This window comes from Lysinibacillus sp. G1-3, assembly GCF_056322905.1.
In genome coordinates, this window is record NZ_JBWHYQ010000009.1 from 175,599 (window position 1) to 193,989 (window position 18,391).

The 18,391-nt window shown below is 33.2% G+C and carries 22 protein-coding genes; 12 read left to right on the forward strand and 10 right to left on the reverse strand.

Going from position 1 to position 18,391, the window contains the following annotated elements:
• The first annotated feature begins 47 nt into the window (after nt 1-47).
• On the forward strand, nt 48-767 hold the full coding sequence (locus tag ACVYAD_RS11615) for an MBL fold metallo-hydrolase (RefSeq protein ID WP_476426552.1): 720 nt from the start codon (nt 48-50) through the stop codon (nt 765-767).
• 21 nt (nt 768-788) lie between these two features.
• On the forward strand, nt 789-1,271 hold the full coding sequence (locus ACVYAD_RS11620; protein ID WP_476426553.1) for a GNAT family N-acetyltransferase: 483 nt from the start codon (nt 789-791) through the stop codon (nt 1,269-1,271).
• A gap of 675 nt (nt 1,272-1,946) precedes the next feature.
• Here the strand turns inward: ACVYAD_RS11620 and ACVYAD_RS11625 are convergent.
• Together ACVYAD_RS11625 and ACVYAD_RS11630 are read right to left on the reverse strand one after the other, a co-directional pair.
• The gene (locus ACVYAD_RS11625) at nt 1,947-3,104 is read right to left on the reverse strand and encodes a Ger(x)C family spore germination protein (protein WP_476426554.1); all 1,158 of its coding nucleotides are present in this window, start codon (nt 3,102-3,104) and stop codon (nt 1,947-1,949) included.
• Nucleotides 3,105-3,324: 220 nt separating this feature from the next.
• A complete protein-coding gene (locus tag ACVYAD_RS11630; RefSeq protein ID WP_476426555.1) occupies nt 3,325-3,729 on the reverse strand; it encodes a VOC family protein in 405 nt (134 codons plus the stop codon).
• A 150-nt stretch (nt 3,730-3,879) separates the two neighbouring features.
• On the opposite strand from ACVYAD_RS11630, the gene ACVYAD_RS11635 reads away from it, so the two are divergent.
• From ACVYAD_RS11635 to ACVYAD_RS11645, 3 genes are all read left to right on the forward strand, one after another.
• Nucleotides 3,880-4,065 carry a hypothetical protein gene (locus ACVYAD_RS11635; protein WP_476426556.1) on the forward strand — a complete coding sequence of 62 codons (186 nt, stop codon included), beginning with the start codon at nt 3,880-3,882 and terminating at the stop codon, nt 4,063-4,065.
• A 171-nt stretch (nt 4,066-4,236) separates the two neighbouring features.
• Complete coding sequence (locus ACVYAD_RS11640) at nt 4,237-4,884, forward strand: pentapeptide repeat-containing protein (protein ID WP_476426557.1); 648 nt, start codon at nt 4,237-4,239, stop codon at nt 4,882-4,884.
• A 550-nt stretch (nt 4,885-5,434) separates the two neighbouring features.
• Entirely contained in the window at nt 5,435-6,196 is a 762-nt protein-coding gene (locus ACVYAD_RS11645) for an alpha/beta fold hydrolase (RefSeq protein WP_476426558.1), read from the forward strand.
• A 430-nt stretch (nt 6,197-6,626) separates the two neighbouring features.
• Here ACVYAD_RS11645 and ACVYAD_RS11650 read toward each other — a convergent pair whose 3' ends face one another.
• Nucleotides 6,627-7,385, reverse strand: a complete 759-nt coding sequence (locus ACVYAD_RS11650; protein WP_476426559.1) for an SDR family NAD(P)-dependent oxidoreductase — start codon at nt 7,383-7,385, stop codon at nt 6,627-6,629.
• A gap of 130 nt (nt 7,386-7,515) precedes the next feature.
• On the opposite strand from ACVYAD_RS11650, the gene ACVYAD_RS11655 reads away from it, so the two are divergent.
• Complete coding sequence (locus ACVYAD_RS11655) at nt 7,516-8,400, forward strand: LysR family transcriptional regulator (RefSeq protein WP_476426560.1); 885 nt, start codon at nt 7,516-7,518, stop codon at nt 8,398-8,400.
• 208 nt (nt 8,401-8,608) lie between these two features.
• Here ACVYAD_RS11655 and ACVYAD_RS11660 read toward each other — a convergent pair whose 3' ends face one another.
• Nucleotides 8,609-8,809, reverse strand: coding sequence for a hypothetical protein (locus ACVYAD_RS11660; protein ID WP_476426561.1), 201 nt, complete (start codon nt 8,807-8,809; stop codon nt 8,609-8,611).
• A gap of 187 nt (nt 8,810-8,996) precedes the next feature.
• On the opposite strand from ACVYAD_RS11660, the gene ACVYAD_RS11665 reads away from it, so the two are divergent.
• The gene (locus tag ACVYAD_RS11665) at nt 8,997-9,239 is read left to right on the forward strand and encodes a hypothetical protein (RefSeq protein ID WP_476426562.1); all 243 of its coding nucleotides are present in this window, start codon (nt 8,997-8,999) and stop codon (nt 9,237-9,239) included.
• A gap of 605 nt (nt 9,240-9,844) precedes the next feature.
• Here the strand turns inward: ACVYAD_RS11665 and ACVYAD_RS11670 are convergent.
• Nucleotides 9,845-10,462 (reverse strand): hypothetical protein, encoded by a 618-nt coding sequence (locus tag ACVYAD_RS11670; protein ID WP_349662076.1) that lies wholly within the window; start codon nt 10,460-10,462, stop codon nt 9,845-9,847.
• Between the two features lie 911 nt (nt 10,463-11,373).
• On the opposite strand from ACVYAD_RS11670, the gene ACVYAD_RS11675 reads away from it, so the two are divergent.
• Together ACVYAD_RS11675 and ACVYAD_RS11680 are read left to right on the forward strand one after the other, a co-directional pair.
• Entirely contained in the window at nt 11,374-12,087 is a 714-nt protein-coding gene (locus ACVYAD_RS11675; RefSeq protein WP_476426563.1) for a DUF2278 family protein, read from the forward strand.
• 610 nt (nt 12,088-12,697) lie between these two features.
• On the forward strand, nt 12,698-13,417 hold the full coding sequence (locus tag ACVYAD_RS11680) for a peptidoglycan recognition protein family protein (RefSeq protein ID WP_476426564.1): 720 nt from the start codon (nt 12,698-12,700) through the stop codon (nt 13,415-13,417).
• 41 nt (nt 13,418-13,458) lie between these two features.
• Here the strand turns inward: ACVYAD_RS11680 and ACVYAD_RS11685 are convergent, their stop codons facing one another.
• Nucleotides 13,459-13,716, reverse strand: a complete 258-nt coding sequence (locus tag ACVYAD_RS11685) for a hypothetical protein (RefSeq protein ID WP_476426565.1) — start codon at nt 13,714-13,716, stop codon at nt 13,459-13,461.
• Nucleotides 13,717-14,146: 430 nt separating this feature from the next.
• Between ACVYAD_RS11685 and ACVYAD_RS11690 the strand changes: the two genes are divergently transcribed.
• Nucleotides 14,147-14,452 carry a hypothetical protein gene (locus ACVYAD_RS11690; protein ID WP_476426566.1) on the forward strand — a complete coding sequence of 102 codons (306 nt, stop codon included), beginning with the start codon at nt 14,147-14,149 and terminating at the stop codon, nt 14,450-14,452.
• A gap of 83 nt (nt 14,453-14,535) precedes the next feature.
• On the opposite strand, the gene ACVYAD_RS11695 is transcribed toward ACVYAD_RS11690, so the two are convergent.
• The 4 genes from ACVYAD_RS11695 to ACVYAD_RS11710 all read right to left on the reverse strand — a co-directional run bounded on the left by ACVYAD_RS11695 (nt 14,536) and on the right by ACVYAD_RS11710 (nt 17,448).
• Nucleotides 14,536-15,525, reverse strand: a complete 990-nt coding sequence (locus ACVYAD_RS11695; protein ID WP_476426567.1) for a C45 family autoproteolytic acyltransferase/hydolase — start codon at nt 15,523-15,525, stop codon at nt 14,536-14,538.
• Nucleotides 15,526-15,776: 251 nt separating this feature from the next.
• The gene (locus ACVYAD_RS11700; protein WP_476426568.1) at nt 15,777-15,905 is read right to left on the reverse strand and encodes a hypothetical protein; all 129 of its coding nucleotides are present in this window, start codon (nt 15,903-15,905) and stop codon (nt 15,777-15,779) included.
• A 118-nt stretch (nt 15,906-16,023) separates the two neighbouring features.
• On the reverse strand, nt 16,024-17,034 hold the full coding sequence (locus ACVYAD_RS11705) for a hypothetical protein (protein ID WP_476426569.1): 1,011 nt from the start codon (nt 17,032-17,034) through the stop codon (nt 16,024-16,026).
• A 174-nt stretch (nt 17,035-17,208) separates the two neighbouring features.
• Nucleotides 17,209-17,448 carry a hypothetical protein gene (locus ACVYAD_RS11710; RefSeq protein ID WP_476426570.1) on the reverse strand — a complete coding sequence of 80 codons (240 nt, stop codon included), beginning with the start codon at nt 17,446-17,448 and terminating at the stop codon, nt 17,209-17,211.
• 294 nt (nt 17,449-17,742) lie between these two features.
• On the opposite strand from ACVYAD_RS11710, the gene ACVYAD_RS11715 reads away from it, so the two are divergent.
• Both ACVYAD_RS11715 and ACVYAD_RS11720 read left to right on the forward strand, forming a co-directional pair.
• On the forward strand, nt 17,743-17,940 hold the full coding sequence (locus tag ACVYAD_RS11715; RefSeq protein ID WP_476426571.1) for a DUF6011 domain-containing protein: 198 nt from the start codon (nt 17,743-17,745) through the stop codon (nt 17,938-17,940).
• Nucleotides 17,912-18,382 carry a hypothetical protein gene (locus ACVYAD_RS11720; RefSeq protein WP_476426572.1) on the forward strand — a complete coding sequence of 157 codons (471 nt, stop codon included), beginning with the start codon at nt 17,912-17,914 and terminating at the stop codon, nt 18,380-18,382. The genes ACVYAD_RS11715 and ACVYAD_RS11720 overlap by 29 nt, the downstream gene beginning before the upstream one ends.
• Nucleotides 18,383-18,391 lie beyond the last annotated feature (9 nt).

Genomic DNA, 18,391 nt, shown 5'->3' on the forward strand with positions numbered 1-18,391 from the left:
AGGTGAAAATTTAGCTTTAATCTTAATGGAAGTGGGGTGCTCGCAGTATGTTGAAATTTATTGGCTCTGGAAGTGCGTTTAATACGAAATTAGGTAATAATTCAGCTTATTTTAAAGCAGGGAATCAGATGTTGCTGATTGATTGTGGTAGCAATATTTTTCACCGCATTAAGGAAAATAATTTACTGGAAGGTATAGAACACATTCATGTATTGATCACGCATACTCATGCAGACCATGTTGGAAGCCTTGCTGATTTTATATTTTATGGCTATTATTGCCATGGTAAAATGGCAAAACCGAATGTTTCAGTTTATGCCGTTCATGATGTGAAAATTGAAGAATTGTTGACCATGAATGGTGTTAACCCAGAAGTTCATTGTTTTACAAAAAAATTTCAATCAGATACACAGTACTCATTAAATTTCTGTAACGTACTATTCGAAAGATCTAGTCATGTTAAAGAGATCCCTTCTTATTCCATTGAATTATGTATAGAAGACAAACTTATCTATTATACGGGAGATACAAATAGCCTAAAAGCATCTTTAGGAACTCCACATAAATCGGATAAGGTCTACGATTATGTTTATGTTGATACTTGTAAAGCTGATTATGAAGGAAATGTACATTTATCATTACGAAAACTTAGCGAGTTAGTTCGTCCTGATTTACGTTCAATATTTTGGTGTATGCATTTAGATGAGAGCTTCGACCGTCAAGAAGCTGAAAGGTTAGGGTTCAATGTTGTAAAGAACGAGTTTTAAGAAAAAAGGGGGGAGCGATTTATGGAAATTGATTTATTAGTAAATAAGCCACAGCATATAGAAGATGTTGCAAAAATGGTCTACAAGGAATTTGTAGTACCAACTAGCAGTAAAAAGACATATGAAGAAGTTGTCAAATTTTTCGAAATAACATATGTGAATAAATTTCCAATTACTTTTATAGCAAATGTAGATGGCCAATGTGTAGGAACAGTATCTGTATTTGAAAATGATTGGAAAGAAAGACCCCAATTTAAACCTTGGTTAGCATCTTTATTTGTTGAACCTTCATATCGAAGCCAAAAAATAGGTTTTTATTTAATCAATGCTTTGCTAGAACATATGAAAAAAATAGGTTATACAAAAGTATTTTTAAAAACAGAAAATGCTGCAGTTTATTATGAAAAAAGAGGCTGGGAGCGTATTGAAACAGTATTAGATGAACAAGGCGACCGTATCGATATTTTTAAATATACACTATTGAATGATGAGAACAATTATTAAAAAGTTATTCTTCAAATTAAACAACTTAATTTTGTTCTTGTTCGCAGAAAGCAACCCATAGAAGAAGTCAGCGTTTTTTACTGTATGAAAGTGGTTGAAAATGGTTTGTCATCACTTCTGATGAAAAATTGAATTGATTTCAGAAAGGGGGGAGAGAAGAATGGGATTTTTAATTCTAATAATGGGATTAATCTTTTTAGGGGTTGTCATCAACATCTTGAAAAAGGAACCTCCAAATCATGATCGATCAGTAAAAAGTCATTCCAATCATTCGGGTACCCATGTTGATTATAGTTCAACAAGTACATTTGTCTCTGTAGAAAATTCAAATACACACAATTGCTCTGACAGTGCTTCTAGTTTCAATGATACGTCTAGTTGCAGTGATAGTGGTTCATCGTCGGATTAAGGTGTTGTAAAAATGATCCTTCCACATCAGCATTCTGCATAATAATTTAAGGCATGCAAAGTTTTTGTCATCAATTAATTTGCTTTACCACATAAAAAGCTGTAGCGTATGACAACGCTACAGCACAGAATTGGTCTTGCCCTAATAATGGCTTAGCCATTAACAGCATTATAACATAACGTATGATTAATCAAAGTTTTAATGAGAATATATTTCTGTGAATTGAATATAACGTTGGATAGTTGACACAATTGTGATTTGAAAAGCTATTCTTTTATTGTTTCATCAAAACTTTTTCGACCAGGATTCACTTTATTTACGGTAACATTTAGTTTACTTATTGAATCTTTTGTTAATGGTATTTTGCCATCTTTGTGTATTTTTTTCCACATTTTCACGTCTTTTCGGTAGAGCTGCTCGGATAAGCGAAAAACATCAACATCTATGTTTAAGCCCTCTTCATATGATTTTTTTATGTCTTTTTTAACGGTCTTAATAATACCTTTTCTTATTTCGTCGGTGTTTATCTTTCCTTTGAAACCATTGATGATCGCATTTAATTTTATATCAACTTCAAATGTTACTTCATTGTTCTTTACAATTGGTTTTATATCTGTACTTAATTTTTCTATATCGACTGTTAAGTATTCTTTTTCTTTATTGTCTAATTTAAAGGTTACTTCTCCACAAGTTTTTTTATGAAACATCCATTGGATACCTCTTGCCTTCCCATCATCTAGATAGCCTTTAAATCCATCTTTGGACATTACTCCGACACCTGTTAATTCAGTTTCCTTAGTTGGCTCTTCGGTTGTCTCCCAATTTTCGCTAATTGTGACAAGTGGTATATTCACCTCATGGCTCGGTTCATTTAACGCGATGACTAGGTTTCGTAAATCAACGGGCTCTACATATGTTTCTATCTCCTTTGTATGCAATGGATTGCTTAGTTTTGAAGCTGTTAGTGATTTATTTAATAGCGGTGTGATTAAAAAAATATCTTTAATAGGTTCTTTTGTAATATAAGTTAATATTTGATATCTTGTTTCTCGATGACGTAAAAAACTGTCAATAATAGCAATGCCTTTCTCACTTTTTAAAGCATCTTCTGAGAAAAGAAGGTAAGTCAAATGCCCCCAAAATATTTCTTGGTCAATGGAGCGATATAATTTAAAAAAGGCTTCTTCCATCGTTTTTCCTTTAGCGTACCCTATCTCTGATTGTGGTCCTTGAGGACTAGGTCCTTCAGATTTAGCTACATTAGCAAAATTAATGATTTGCATATATATTTCATATTGACCATCTTTAAAATCGACGCCAATACCGTCAACATAGTACATTCTTTGTGGTTCAGAGACATCCCAGCAGCCTGAAAGCAATAGTACTGCAGTTAAACTGACGAGTAACGTAATTTTTTTTTTCATTTTTTTCCCTACTTTTAGAAATTCCTGTGTAATTTTGAGGATTTAAGAAGTTGTATTTATAGTTTGGACAAAAAATAAGAGGATTATAAGCAGTGAAAAACGTAGGATAGCTACAATTAGTCATTAATATAAAAGCCCAGGACTCATTTGTATAATGATACCTGGGCATGTGTGGAAAATATTTTATCCTGCAATAACGAAAAAAAGTAAAGAGTGATGGTTATATTCCTTTATGATCGCGAATTTCTATAATAGTTCCTTCAGGTGCTTTTAATTTACAAAGCTGACCATTTTCAACTTTATAAATAATTTCACCATTTTTACGAAAAAAATGAACGTTCATTTCCTTTAATCGTTCTACTTCTTGAAGAAGATTATCAACCCATAAACAAAAATGTACAATACCTTGAGCATTTGAATTACATGCTTCAAGTTCTTCATCAAATTTCCCGGTTTGGAGTTCTATATAAAAGGTTCCAAGCTTTAACCATGTATTGAAATGTCTATCGTGGAAATTCGGCGACTCCTGTACTAGTTCAAAACCTACTACATCTGTGTAAAAATTTAAAGATTCTGCATATGTATTTGTTTGGATGCAAATGTGATGCACATATTTTTCAACCATAAAGTATTTCTCCTTTTATTGAAGCTGCTTTATCAATGAGCTATTGATAAATTATACCAAAATTGCTTATTACTGAAGAAATAGCGTAACATTTAGCTTTCATTCGTACAAGTATAATTTGCGACAAAATGGATAATTTATATATCGGAGGTGATAATTTTGACAAACAAAAAGCGCAAAACAAGTGAAGAAGAACAAGTAGAATTTGGAGCAGATTTAAGCCCTGATGATCTAGATGTGCGTGAAGAAAATGAACTAACTAAAGAGCAAATGAACAATACAAATCAAGAAAAACAACAAAACGTAAACACTTCCCAAAAACGGTATAAAAAATAAAGAAGATGCATATAATTTTCTACCACAATCTTTTGGTTGTGGTAATTTTGCATACATTCATATACATAGCTGGAGAAAACTTATTTGTTAATAAACAAAACTCCTTTAAAATCAATAGTAAAAGAGGGGATAAAATAAGAATCGCAATTAAAGTAAGAAAGGACAAAAAGAATGACGACTAAATTTAAAATTGAACGCCCGCTTATTCCGAATGATTTGCCTCAAGGAACCTTTGAAGACGTTTTTTATGACGATGAACCTTATTTATCGCATCAATTGATTACGAATACAAGTAGAGAGAATGATAGTATTGACCGTTTAATTGTATCCAAAGTACTGTTTCAAAAAGTATCTTTGATTCACTCGAATTTCAATAAAATTGATATGACGGATGTAATCTTTGAAAATTGTGACTTATCTAACTCAACATTTAACGAAGGGATTATCCATCGAGTTACGTTTAAAAACTGCAAACTGTTAGGTGTTGATTTCTCAGAGGCCCATTTAGGAAACGTTTCTTTTGAAGGGTGTATCATGAATTTATGTAACTTTGGCCTAGCAAGATTTAAACAAATTAGTTTTGATCAGTCATCATTACGTAGTACAAGCTTTTACGACTGCCAATTTAAAAAAGTGAAATTTGAACACTGTAACATCGATGAAGTTGATTTTAGCGATACACCACTAAATAATGTGGATATTAGTACTTGTAAATTTGAACGATTAAATGTAACGATAAAAAATTTAAGTGGCTGTGTGATCTCTACTGAACAAGCAATTGGCTTTGCTGAATTGCTAGGTTTAAAAGTTAAGCGATGATATTGACCAGGTACAAAATAAAAATTGAGCTTGCTTTTTTGTGAGATTAATCTGAGTTTGTCGTATCCAAGTGTTTTATGTATGGTTAGCATGATTCTTAGTAAATTTTAGAGCCACCATAGTGCGGAAAAACGAATATTAAAAGGGCGGTGTTTATTTGCTCTTAAAGGAAATGTCTACTCAAAACATTTTAAGTAGTAATTTGTATTGATAGGGACGAGAGGGGGCGATGATTGTAACAATAATTATATTATTTAGAAAATATGGTATAATTAATAGTGAAATGAATAAATATTTGTTGGTATTAAAGGTCGAAATCGGACTATTTTAGATGAATTGATTACAAGTGGTAATTATAGTGTGTGAGGATATTACTACTGAAATTGCTGTTTGATGTAGAACAATAGTATTTCATTGCTGCATTGGAACATTATCTTATAGAGAAATGAAAGACCTACCTTTAATAAACGTTTTCTTCAGAAAAAAGAACAAAAAATTATTATTAACTCTATGGTGTTATTTTAAAATCTTAATGAAAAGGAGATTGAAAATGAATGATTTTATTGAAAATGAAGCAGGACAAAAACTAGATATAGGTGGTATCGAATTATACTATGAATTGTTAGGTGAACATCACGATGGTCCAACACTTGTTTTCGAATCAGGATATGGAGTTACTTTAGAAAACTGGAATCCGATTAAAGATGAAGTATCAAAGTTCTCAAGAATGTTTATTTATGACAGAGCAGGAATCGGAAAAAGTGAAATGGATGACAGATCTCGGCATAGTAGACAAAGTGTCGATAACTTACGTATATTACTCAAAAAAGCAGATATAAAGCCACCGTATGTATTAGTAGGTCACTCAATCGGAGGATTAAATGTAAGATTATTTGCAAGTAAATATCCAGAGGAAGTCGCAGGTGTGGTTCTCTTAGATTCATCTCATGAGGATCAAAATAAAATATTGCCTCCCTTATTTACAAAAGAAGTTCAGGAAGCATATTATAATCAATTTACTATAGAAGGATCTCTTAATGAAATTGAAGAAAGTTTTGAGCAAGTTCGTACTTCTAAATCTTTAGGAAATATCCCATTGATTGTCGTTACAGGAGGTTTGCAGCCTTTTCATACAAAGGAATCTATGGCTGCTTGGATGAGACTTCAAGAAGAGCTTGCAAACTTGTCAACAATTAAGCAACATATTATCGTTGAAGATGCCGGGCATGCGATACATTTTGATAAGCCAGAAGTTGTTATAGGTACAATAAGAGATATATTAAGTATTGTAGTTAAGAATGATAATAGATAATGCTTTTCATTGTACTACCTTGCATCTGAAATGGAGATATTAGTGTGATAGTTGAATTCGTAATAGACGATGAAAGTAAATCTATTCAAATATACAAGAAGTAGTCAGTAGAAGGCCTCGAGTTAGAGGCATTTTATTATGAACTTAAAAGCAACAATCGCAAAGAATCCATATTTCTGACAGAGAAGAAAATGAAACGATATTTGTCATTTAAGGTGGGAAACATTGGCTAAGAGATTTACTCATCCTTTAAAGAAGATTAAGGAGTAGTTAAAGAAGTTTCAAATAAGCTATGCAAATACATAAGAAAGAGGGGAAGGTATGAAGGTTTACAAATAAGACCAAGATATTTCAATCTTGGTCTATGTTCAATCTTCTAATATTTTGAAATAAATATTTGAAAAATTGACTTGAAAATTACTTCTGAATATTAATGAGCAACTTGTCCGCCATCAGCTGCGTAAACAAAGCCGTTACAGAAGCTTGCAGCGTCTGAAGAAAGGAATACTACTACTTCAGCAATTTCTTCTGGTTTTGCAGCTCTGCCCATCGGAACGTTAGACACAACTTCGCTCCAAACTTCAGGATTATCTTTCCACATTTGAGTCATTGGAGTTTCTGTTAAACCTGGTGCCACAGCGTTAACTCGGATACCATCTTGAGCGTGGTCAATGGCAGCTGCTTTTGTTAAACCAGTTACTGCGTGTTTTGCTGTTACGTATGGTGCCATATTTGGATCGGCAATGATACCAGCAACTGAAGCTGTGTTTACAATTGTACCACCACCATTAGCAATCATGTATTCAAGTTCATGTTTCACGGCAAAGAATACGCCTTTAACGTCAACCGCCATTACTTTATCAAATGTGCCTTCTTCAATATCAACGAACTTTGTTGGATTATTTAAAACACCTGCATTATTGAAAGCGTGATGTAATCCGCCAAATTTTTCTACTGTCTTTTCAACAAGTGATTTTAATTGCTCTGGGCTTGTTACATCAGTTTTAAAGAAAACTGCTTCTCCGCCTGCTTGTTTAACTAGTTCTACAGTTTCTTGTGCACGGTCATCCACATCGCCAATAGCAACTTTCGCACCACGACGTGCAAAAGCTATTGCTGTAGCACGACCAATACCAGTAGCTGCACCAGTAATTAAGACAACTCGACCTTCAAAATCATTACCATTCATAATAATACCTCCCCATATTTGTAAGTGTTCATTACATGTGTAGTATAGCTTTCCGTAAAAAGCGTATTCAATATTTTTGAATGAATGAGCTTATTCCTTTATAGTAATAAGGATAAGAAGGTGAGTAATAATGCAATTAACACAATTAGAATATTTTATAGTAGTAGCTCGCTTGGAACATATGTCGCAAGCTGCTTTAGAATTAGAGGTTTCACAATCTTCATTAAGTAAAACGATAGGTCGTTTAGAGGATGATATAGGAGTAGCACTTTTTGATCGAAAAGGGAAATCTATTCGTTTGAATGAATATGGACGAATATTTTATGAAAAGGTGGAAAAGGCTTTAAATGATTTACAAGAGGCGAAAACGGAAATTCAAGAACTGGCTAATATTAGAGAAGATAGTGTAGCGATTAATGTAATGAATTCAAAACTATTGCCAAAATTATTTTATGATTTTTATAAAAAACGCCCGAATGTTAAAATACGACAGTATTTATTACCAGATAAATTAGCACTTCAAAAATTAATTTGTGGTGAAATTGATTTAATGATTGTCATCAATCCTATAAAAGATGACAGAATACAATGGGTTCCGTTATTTACAGAAGAAGTATTTTTAGTAGTCCCGAAAAATCATCCGTTAGCAGCTAAAGAAAGTGTTTCATTGATTGAGACAAAGGATGAAATGTTTATTTTGTCAGAAACAGGGCAAAATTTCCGTGCAACTGAAAATCAATTATTTGAAAGAGCAGGGTTTACGCCAAATATTGCTTTTGAAGGTGAGGATTTATCGATTATTTTACAATTGGTGAACGAAGGAAAGGGCATCTCTTTTATTTTTAAACACTCCTTTTTAGATCAGTATTTAGACAATGTGAAAATATTAGAAATTTCAAATCCTGATTGCTTTCAAACAGTGGGGATTGCTTGGAATAAAAAGAGAAAAAGTTCATTCGTCGTAAACAGTTTTCGTGACTTTGCTATTTCATTTTTGAAGGATAGTACAATATAAGGCGAAGAAATCTTACTACAATTTTCTTTGGAATACTATTTCGAGGGAAATCATAAATGCTTACAGAAGGCAGGCGTTCATGTTTTAAGTAAGAATCACTGCTATTAATAATAACATGGAGTTCTACACGAACAATTATTTCGGGCGATGGTGTATAAAGCGGAGCACATTAAAAGGGTCACTATTAATATAGTGACCCTGAACAAAACTATATGGAACTAGTAAACTTATGGGGTTTTTCAGCTTTAATTGAGGCTACTTCACCGCACTTTTGACACAGAGTAAAAATAAGTGCAGAACCATTAGAAAAAATTTTGTCAACTGGTCTTAAAGCAGCATAGCCATCAAGTTTACCTTCAGAAAATGAATCATTACCACAAGCTTTACAAATCAATGTGTTGTTGTCCATAGTACCACCTCGGTATGTAATATGTGTAAATTATAACATAAAAAAGGATGATGTTTTATAGACAGCCAGCTAGGGAAAAATGCGGAACAGAATATTTTCTTAATCAATTATCTTTGGTGGTAATAGCATTTTGTGAAACTTATTTAAACTCAAGCCGTAGTATTAATAAAGAAAGGAGGGGGGCGGCTTGAAAAAATACCTATTATTCACATTGTTTTTTGCGGTAGCATTTTTAGTATTGCAAGTATTATCAGGGATGCTACTAACAATGTTTTATACGCCCAACAACCAATGGGTAGAGGCTTCGGCTTTACCATCGCAAGTGATGCTTGGAAAAACTAGTTCAATCGCGCTACTTGTACTATCTTTAATCGCTTTGGTTATTGCTTTTGGTATTGTTAAGCTAATGAAAAATAAGGCTGTTCACTAATAAAAGGGGAGGGGTTCTTTTTCCCCTTTATGAGTGAAATATTGCAAAATCATAACATTAGGTATATTTCAAATAGCTTTTAAGATTAAGCCTTTTACACATCTGTGAAGGGTTTTTTCTGACTGCCGAAATGAACGAAACTAAATTCTTCAGTATTAATTGCATATGTATCAACGAAATTACACCAAACAAAATAGATTTATTTACGAGGGAGATGCTTGAATAAAAGCATCGCTATAGAATTTATTACCATAACAGTTTGCTATTTCTTTTTATACTTTTTACTATCCCATGCCCAATTTGCAAAAGCATAAAAGAGTACAAACAATAACGCAAAGAAAAAATTTTCAAGAAAAAACCAATTTCCATTTCTGAAATAATCCCAAATCGTTCTAAATGAAAATATTATTAAAAAACAAATGATATATATGTATTTTCTTTCAAACGGCATTTAAATCACCTCTGTATACATCATATGTAAATATTAACATAAAAAAATACTGAGCGTTTTTCCATAGACATGAAAATCGAAAAGATGGAACAATAATGGCCACTCAAATAAGAGTGACCTTCTTTTGTTATATCCCTAGTACTCGCTTGTACTGTTAAATTTTATTCCAGATGACCATGAATTGTGCTGCTTCCGATTCAAGTGCAATTAGATGATCTTCAGTAGAAGGTTCTTCTGAAATTAATCGTCCTTTTTGGACGTTTAAAATTGCCGGTTTTATAGTAGGTGAATGCTCAATGGTGAATTCTGATTGGTTTAATAATGTCAAAGATGAACGGCATTTATTTTTATCAATTCGTTCGTCCTTTCCTTTGAAATATAACTTGATTAAGTGTGGAACACCATCAATCTTTAATCCAAGTTCTGGTGATGAGCGTACAGTTAAATATTCGCTATACCAATTGGATTTGCCTGGTTCAAACCATTCAATTTCTTTATTTTTAATAAATTTTAAATGAGCTTTCACTGCTTCTAGGTAATTTTTTTGTTTTGTTTGAGAAGCCTTTTCAGCAAGATCAAGCAGGTAATCGTTACTAAATTTTTTCTCGTGAAATTTTCGGATACCATCCCGTAAAGGTTTCCAGTAATCAAAAGCAGGATTGTATTCATCTTGATATTTTATTTGTCTAACCATTGAGGTTTTACCAGTAACGCCTTTGAAAGTAAAATCTGTAAATTGTGTAAGACCGATAGATACTTTTTTGGAAGTCATTCATAACAGCTCCTTTTACAAATTAAACGTCAAACCACTGTTTTCACAACAATTCAAAGCCATTTATCAAAATGAAGAAAGCCTAAAATACGCATCTGTTTTATATCTCTGGACAGAAAAAGGGGCGTAGCTACATGCTATTTCGCTAAAAACCGAACACGTAGCAGCAGTCAAGATGCTATGGAATGGAGATTTTATATGGTGAATTTCATGAAAATAATTGATCATAGAAGATTATAGTAGCGATTGAAAGAGTATATGACAGGATTCGTAGTTTAGAAGCATGTTAGTTAGAAAATTGATGACATGGGAGTGTATAGGTCATTAATGGCCTGCAACAGTAAAAGGTGACGGAACGAGTGATCGTTTATGAGTGATATAAGTGATGGATTCAGAGGGTCGAGAGTGTAGGTTAACCATTATAAAATGGGTGTACTAATAATATTTCATGCAGTCAATAAAAAAGCTGCCTAACAGTTACCTGTTAAACAGCACATGGATATTGTAAATATAAAACAAATAACAGGAAAAATCAACAAATTTTTTGGTTTTTTTTCTTCTTCTAATTGATTTAGCAAAGCTTGACTGAAAATGAATATTTTCACCAGTAAAAAAGTCAGCCGCTGCTTCAACAATGCATAGCAGTCAACGATCTCAAGAACAATGCAAGCAACAAAGTGGGATGTGGACGTCGAAATTTGGCGTGAATAAATGATTGAAGTTCCATTTTTAGGAATGATAAAATAAGTGATATAGAGAGAATGAAACATATGAGTTTAGTAACGTAACCATAAAAATGTCTGAATAGACTAGGTTGTTCCATACAGTCACTATCTTTTATTTTGGAAAAAATAACCAGAAACTAAGTGATCTAAGATTGGAAAAAATCTATTAAATTGGAGGTTAGTTCTATGCCATTATTCAAGTACGGAGTGTTAAAAGGTAAAGTTGTTGATGTGAGACCTGTGGATTCATTTGACAAAACCCCTCATTACCAAGTGCATGTTCGGGCAACGAAGAAGGACAAAAACGAGGAGAATTATAGAATTGCAATCAATGTCGCTTCAAAGGTAAAGCCATCAGAAGTCCTGTATTTTGTGAGTGAAGATTTTAATTCGAGTCAAATTACCATTATCCCTAATTTCGAAGAAGGATTTACAGAGGTTACTAGTGAAAATCATGAAATTGCATTAGACTATATTCGAGGTGGCTTATTTGATCCGTCAAAAATGATACCTCTCCCTGCATCAAAAAATGGACCAGACAATGACTTAAATGAAAAAGTGAATAAATATATACAAGAGGCTATGACTAAAAAAGCTACCGTTTACGCTTACGGTGAAAAGTTTAAAACTGAAGATAAAGTAGATAAATATTTCGGCTTCTCTCCAGGCAGAGGCATTCATGATATTCATATGAATCAAGGGAATAGTAGGGATTTTAGGAAAGACGATGGGATATGGCAAGATGGTGGTGTCCTTATTCATTTTGAGGAGGAAAACAGATGGATTGGTATATTCCTTGCTTTCCAATCTCAGTCTTGGTGTACAGATGACAATGGACATGCTACGAAGCCAGTTAGTGTATGTAACCATACTAATAGAAAATCAGCGATAGAAATTTAATACGAAGAACACGATAGATTGCCCGGAAACTCAATTAAATTTTGAGCCTGGGCTTTTTATATGTGCACAACATGTTTAAATTAATAATTATATTTTTAATGGTATTTGACAAAGATCGAATGGAAAGAGGCTATTCCTTTTCTACATGTTACGCCAAATGCTCATACTTTTTATATACCATACGAAAAGAAGTAAACGCAGCATAAGCTAGCGTTATTTTTTATGCCTTCCACAGATAATTGTGGAGGGATTTTATATTGCAAATAATAAAATAAAGTATGAGTTATGTGAGTGATTGAATGATTACAACTTTTTTAAGAATCGGGTAGTTCAAAGTTAATAGATATATTTTAGCGTTAATTTTTGAGTGTCAGTATAATGTATTAAAAAGATAAAGTTTGTTTTCTGAACATTTAGTAAATTAATGTTAGTTGTACTTGTTTATGCAATTCCTGTAGCACCTCTGTTGCCAGAACCGCTAGGGATTCGCGCATTGTATAGATTGTTTTTTTGGATTCTGAATCATTTTAAATTGACTAACGATTATAAATGTATAGATCCATTTGTTGATTTTTCAAAGGCATAATCCAACGAGAGGAGAAATGAGAAAATGACTTATATTATAGAAAAACGCTTAATGTCCGCATTGCCGAACATAGCTTTAACTGCAGTTAAATATGTTATTGCTCATGAATCTGGCAATCCGAATAATAATGGACCGAATGCTTTGGAAAATGAAATAGCTTTTATGAATCAAAATAAAGCCAATGCTTTTACTTCACACTGGGTAGGTGGTGGTGGACGGATCGTGCAAGTCGCACCAGTTAATCGCGTGCAATATGGCTGTGGTCCTAAAGGTAATCCGCTTAGCTATGCACAAGTAGAGTTGGCTCGAACAAATGACAAGGAACAATTTAAAAAGGATTACGCTGCTTATATTTGGTTACTAAGAGAACTTGCAAAAGATGCAGGTTTACCTATTGTACTTGATAGTAGTGGCAATGGTATTAAGTCGCATCGTTGGGTCACAGAAACTTTAGGTGGTACAACGCATAGAGATCCATTTCCGTATTTACAAACTATGGGAATCACAGATGAACAATTCAAACTAGATATTAAAAATGGTTTGGATCAACAACAACCAGATAAGGATGATGACATAATGCAATTTACAAACGCAACTACAAAAGCAGCAGTTCGTGATTATATTAAACAATCTGTAGATAAAAAGCTAATTGATAAGTCATGGTTAGATAAATTTGACCAAGGAACTTTGACAGGTGGCGATTTTGAAGGATTAAAGATCATCATTAAACAGCGTGGTGGCTAACAGCAATGCCCAGGTACTCAATTAATTTTGAGCCTGGGCTTTTAAAAAAGGAAATAGACATAATCGTCTATTTCCTGTTCCATAGCTTTTAATTTTGCTTTATGTTTAGCTTTTGGAATCGAGTGAAACTGCTCGTATCGACACATTCTACATGAGCAATGAATTTTTCCTTTACTCAAACTGCCGCGCACAGGCATGTATTCACTTTCTCTAAACATAACGTCTTTTAAAATGGTCCATTTCTTTCGAATAATTCGCTCTCTCTGATGGCGAATATAAGCTTTTGAACGATTTTTCATACATATCAGCTCCCTTGAGAAACCCAAGCTTGCATGGAGGTCAAGGGATGTAACGGCACTCCCTACAAGCTTGGTAGGTAGCTGATATATTGGATTAATTGATTCATAGGTTCATTCCTTTTTAAGAAAAAGCCGCAACGTTTTCACACGCTACAGCTTCGAATTGGTTATGCCCTTTGATGGTGTTCACGACATTATTGTATCACAATACAGAAGGGAAACCTATGTTGAAGGGGCAAAAAAAGGTAACGAAAGAAAATTTATTGCAATGGACCTCTCTATTTACTTCCGTTTTAAGGAAATAACCTGTTTGGGGCAATAAAAATAACACTGGCTTATGCTACGTTTACTATGAAATAGATGGTCAAAAACTTGTTAAAGGTAATTTTTTCTTTTTGTCGAATTGAGTAGATGAAAGGAGAGGATTCCTGTGCAAGAAGTAAAAAGCAGTCAAGAAACCATCATTGCAGAAATCAGAGCGTACCAAGAATTTATCGATGAATGGGAACAAGAATTATTGAAGGTTCAAGCTGATTTGGATAAAGGCAAAGAAAGAGTTATGCTATTAAATGAATTAAAACAACGTGTTACACCTGGCTCAAGAACTGAAACCGTAAAGGCAAATATCGATATTGTTGTGGATGAAGTAGTAGAGCTTACTAAAAAAGAATCTCACTTAAGTGGGAATATTAAAACTTATCAAGAGTTTATAAATGAATTAAATAAAATGCTTTAATATCAAGCCTTCCACAGATAATTGTGGAAGGCTTTTTTATGTAAGAAGAGTTTACAATAGGGAAGGCATGAATTCATTCTTCATTAGACATCTTTTAAAACAGCATCTATTAATCGTCGATCTGATTTATATTTTGCTCTGTTTGGCTGACCTTCTGCTCTATGTATATCTAAAGTATTTAAGTTAGCTATAACAGAGAAAAGAGTACCAAATTGTTGTTCTTTTAGATTTAAACAAACATGACCCTTGGTTTCCGACATAATGGATTGTGCAATGGTAAGATCCATACTATTTACATTGTGTTTAAGACGGGTATCTAATGTTTCAAAACGCTCTTTTGATTTGCTCCAATTCCAACTTTCGGTTAATGAAGTACTTTCGTGATGATTTGTACAATGAATGTAATTATTAATAGGAAGGCGTACTTGATAACTATTAGGAGTAACTTCTACAACTGCCATATTCCCAAGAGGATCTGCTAACAAATAGTTATTAGCCACTGAACTCGGGAATCTTTTTAACACGTCTATTCCTTCATCTACCGTACGACAATTTTCTAAAATATATTTAACAGCAAAATAAAAATTCAGACCAGGTTTAATTTCATCATGAGGAACGGATGAAATCCCTACAAATAAACCGTGTTCGTTTATCCCATCAACTTTTCCAATAAAGCAATCTGATTGTCCGAGGTATTTATTTTTATCATCAAAACAAACAAGTGAGGACTCTGTAATATTTTTAAGATTAAAGAGCATATCATAATTTCGGCCAATAAACATTTCTTTTCCGTTATAGGCGGAAAAAATACTACATTGACCTGACAATTCGAATACGCCAATACTTAAGAGAAACGAGCTTACTTCTTCAAATGAAGAATGACAACCTTCAGCAAATCCTTGTATCTCTTTCACAATATGGGGATCAAAATCTGTAAGAATTTGTTTGCACGACTCCCCATATTTTAATTCTTCTTCCGTTACTTTCGGAAACCTAAAACCATTTTTATAAAGAATTTCAGCATAATGCTTTCCTGCCTCATAAGAATTTCCTTTTAATCTCGGATGATACATCGTATTTCCCTCCATTTATTTATGTATGTAAAAAGAATAAACTCTCCAGTAGGGGGAGAGTGTACCCTATAATTATTAAATAACTCTAAACATAAAGGCCCAGGCGCTCATGAAAATTTGAGTACCTGGGTCTTTTATGTTTATTGGTCATACGGTCTGTATTTTTTACGAAGTGATTCAAGCTCATCTTTTTTCTCTATTAGTATGCTTTTTAAAAACATTTTAGGTTGATCTTTAGCTGTCTTTAACTTTCAGTCTTTTACTAATTGCCCCAATCGAACTTTTGATATTTCCAACAGCTCAGCTGCTTCGGTTGCAGATAACAATTCTTCATTTAGAAATTCAAGAAGTTCTTCAGTTGATCCAAATGTGTATTCCATTTATTCACCTCGATTCCGTACAACACAATTAATACATATTCTAATCTAAGCATTTTATATAAGTAGATGATTAGATAAAACTTTATTGAGAAGGAAGGGTTAACCTCCTGTAAGTGACTTATTTTTTATTTACTGGTACAACTACTGTTACTTTTTCTCCAATAAATCTGTTATCTTTTGAAGTACTATCAAATACAAATTTTAATTCTTTGACACCTTCTAAACCTTCTTCACCTAAATCAAAAATAACCTCACCTTTTTGAATTACTTTACCAATAAACTCAGATTCAAAAGAGGAGATCATAACATTTGAATCAATTTGACGTTTTGTATCAGTGATCATTTTAGTTGTGCTTGGATGGAAGTCAACAGTATCGTCTGATAAATTTTCTCCTGTAATAGAGAGGATAAGTACATTTGTTTCAGCGGCTGTTTCAATTAGTTCAGGATTTTGTGCAACAAGTTTAGCTGTTTTCATTTCATCAATTGAAAATTCAACATCAGCACTTTTATATTTTTCATTTGGTCCTTCATATAAATCAGTGATTGTATATGTACCTGCAAAATCATTTTTCATTACATCATCAACATTCGCTTCTGTTAAATTATCAGCTTTATTCGCTTTGCTTTCTTCTTTAATTTCAATGTTAGTAGAACCTGTTTCAGCTGTTTCAAGGGAAGCTGCATACTTAGCAAATTCATTATCTTCCATATCGCCATTCATTTGTAATAAAAACAGTCCACTATGGTGAGTGTGAGAATAAAACAAAGGACCTGAATTTCCTAATTCATCATAATAACTCTTTGCCTTTTTTAGATTTTCTTCATTATCGAATAAAAATAATCGACCACCTGAATCATCACCAAGTGAAGGAATTAAAACTCGTTTACCTTCTTTTCGGATGTTTCCAAATTCATCTTTTGGTAAATCTGAAACTTCACCTAGTTCTAGACCATCTTTTTTAAAATGTTCCAATACGTCATCAACTGTTTTGGCTAGAACTTTTTGTGGTTCTTCAGCTTTAGTACTATTTTCTTTTTGCGGTTCTTCCTTAGCTTTGTCTTCTCCACAACCAGCCAATCCTAAACTTAATACTAATGCTGCACTAAAAATTAATTTTTTCTTCATATATAAAAACCTCCCTCAATATTACCATTCTAGGTAATGTTGAGGGGAAAGTACATAAAAAAGACAACTATGGTTAGTTATCTTAGAATATACGGCTGTATGCGTTCCTTCACTTGAAAGAAGTGAGAGCCATTTTTATTCTTACATTAGTGCACGTTCACTTTACATGTGTTTCTATAAATAAGGGAAATTCTCCTTTTTCCAGATAAGCATTGAAAATAAATCTATCACTGAATTATTTGCTATAATATTTTTAGTAGTAATCATACTATTCATAACTAGATATAACTCTGTAAAACCTTTGTTGGGTGCAGCGCCGGCCGGTATAAGCGTTGTTGCATTTACAGCAGTATTGGAATCAATTTTTTCTAGACGAAATGATAGTTCTGCAACAATGGGCGCTATTTTTGGCATATTATTAGTTCTTGGATTAATTATTACTAAAAATTGTATCATGTCATTATTTTATTTATCCCGTGAAACTTATAGATTATATAATTACAAAATAAAATGTACAAGCCTAGAAGAAACAGTTTAATTTATAAATATTTAAAGTCGCATCTAACAAGGTGTGGCTTTTATTATCCTTCATATTTGTTATATACATATTATAGAGTATGAATTCGGTCCGACGCCGACATTTAGTGCTAATGATGTGGAAATTATCGAAGAAATAGCACTAAAAGAGGAGGCAAAGGAGCGGGCTGAATGAGCCATTGTAAAAGATGTGGTCGTAAATTAAGATCACAAAAATCAATTAATGATGGTATTGGGCGGCGATGTAAGAAAAAGGCTATGCAAGAAGCGGAAGATGCAGAATTTTTAAAGATTCAAATGACTATTTTTGATCCTGAATTTTCATATGGGGGTTTAATCGATGCAAGGACGTTGCATACAGGCACCTGAAAAATCCAACCTTGTGGAGGGTGAAAAATATTATTTATATCCCCATGGAGGATTAGCTTATAACGTTAGTAAATTTCCGCGTCCAGGTTCTCATTTTGGAACGTATCAAAAAACCCGTTTCGAAGTCATAACAGAAGAATGGCCACCTGAGCCTCCTTTACCATTAGAGCAAATAGAGTTAGAGGAAGGCTTGGTATACGAAGCGGAGCTAGTTTGGAAACGAGATGGTTATTGTGCAGACTTAGGTAAGTACTTTATTAGAGCAACTTATGGTTGCTACGCAAATAAGCATGATTGCTATTTTTACGCTGATCCAGAGCTGAAACAACCAAGAGGAAGGTTCCCTCTTCATTGGTTTACAAATATACATGAGCATGGGGTAGAAGTTATAAAAGAATTGCCACAAGAACAATGGCAACAGATGGACTTGTTTAATATATAAGTGCTAACA

Bases quoted from the DNA above. Each gene is read 5' to 3' on its own strand.
- ACVYAD_RS11615 (WP_476426552.1), top strand. From the start codon at position 48: ATGTTGAAATTTATTGGCTCTGGAAGTGCGTTTAATACGAAATTAGGT.
- ACVYAD_RS11620 (WP_476426553.1), top strand. From the start codon at position 789: ATGGAAATTGATTTATTAGTAAATAAGCCACAGCATATAGAAGATGTT.
- ACVYAD_RS11625 (WP_476426554.1), bottom strand. From the start codon at position 3,104: ATGAAAAAAAAAATTACGTTACTCGTCAGTTTAACTGCAGTACTATTG.
- ACVYAD_RS11630 (WP_476426555.1), bottom strand. From the start codon at position 3,729: ATGGTTGAAAAATATGTGCATCACATTTGCATCCAAACAAATACATAT.
- ACVYAD_RS11640 (WP_476426557.1), top strand. From the start codon at position 4,237: ATGACGACTAAATTTAAAATTGAACGCCCGCTTATTCCGAATGATTTG.
- ACVYAD_RS11645 (WP_476426558.1), top strand. From the start codon at position 5,435: ATGAATGATTTTATTGAAAATGAAGCAGGACAAAAACTAGATATAGGT.
- ACVYAD_RS11650 (WP_476426559.1), bottom strand. From the start codon at position 7,385: ATGAATGGTAATGATTTTGAAGGTCGAGTTGTCTTAATTACTGGTGCA.
- ACVYAD_RS11655 (WP_476426560.1), top strand. From the start codon at position 7,516: ATGCAATTAACACAATTAGAATATTTTATAGTAGTAGCTCGCTTGGAA.
- ACVYAD_RS11660 (WP_476426561.1), bottom strand. From the start codon at position 8,809: ATGGACAACAACACATTGATTTGTAAAGCTTGTGGTAATGATTCATTT.
- ACVYAD_RS11670 (WP_349662076.1), bottom strand. From the start codon at position 10,462: ATGACTTCCAAAAAAGTATCTATCGGTCTTACACAATTTACAGATTTT.
- ACVYAD_RS11675 (WP_476426563.1), top strand. From the start codon at position 11,374: ATGCCATTATTCAAGTACGGAGTGTTAAAAGGTAAAGTTGTTGATGTG.
- ACVYAD_RS11680 (WP_476426564.1), top strand. From the start codon at position 12,698: ATGACTTATATTATAGAAAAACGCTTAATGTCCGCATTGCCGAACATA.
- ACVYAD_RS11685 (WP_476426565.1), bottom strand. From the start codon at position 13,716: ATGAAAAATCGTTCAAAAGCTTATATTCGCCATCAGAGAGAGCGAATT.
- ACVYAD_RS11695 (WP_476426567.1), bottom strand. From the start codon at position 15,525: ATGTATCATCCGAGATTAAAAGGAAATTCTTATGAGGCAGGAAAGCAT.
- ACVYAD_RS11700 (WP_476426568.1), bottom strand. From the start codon at position 15,905: ATGGAATACACATTTGGATCAACTGAAGAACTTCTTGAATTTCTAAAT.
- ACVYAD_RS11705 (WP_476426569.1), bottom strand. From the start codon at position 17,034: ATGAAGAAAAAATTAATTTTTAGTGCAGCATTAGTATTAAGTTTAGGA.
- ACVYAD_RS11710 (WP_476426570.1), bottom strand. From the start codon at position 17,448: ATGCCAAAAATAGCGCCCATTGTTGCAGAACTATCATTTCGTCTAGAA.
- ACVYAD_RS11715 (WP_476426571.1), top strand. From the start codon at position 17,743: ATGAGCCATTGTAAAAGATGTGGTCGTAAATTAAGATCACAAAAATCA.
- ACVYAD_RS11720 (WP_476426572.1), top strand. From the start codon at position 17,912: ATGCAAGGACGTTGCATACAGGCACCTGAAAAATCCAACCTTGTGGAG.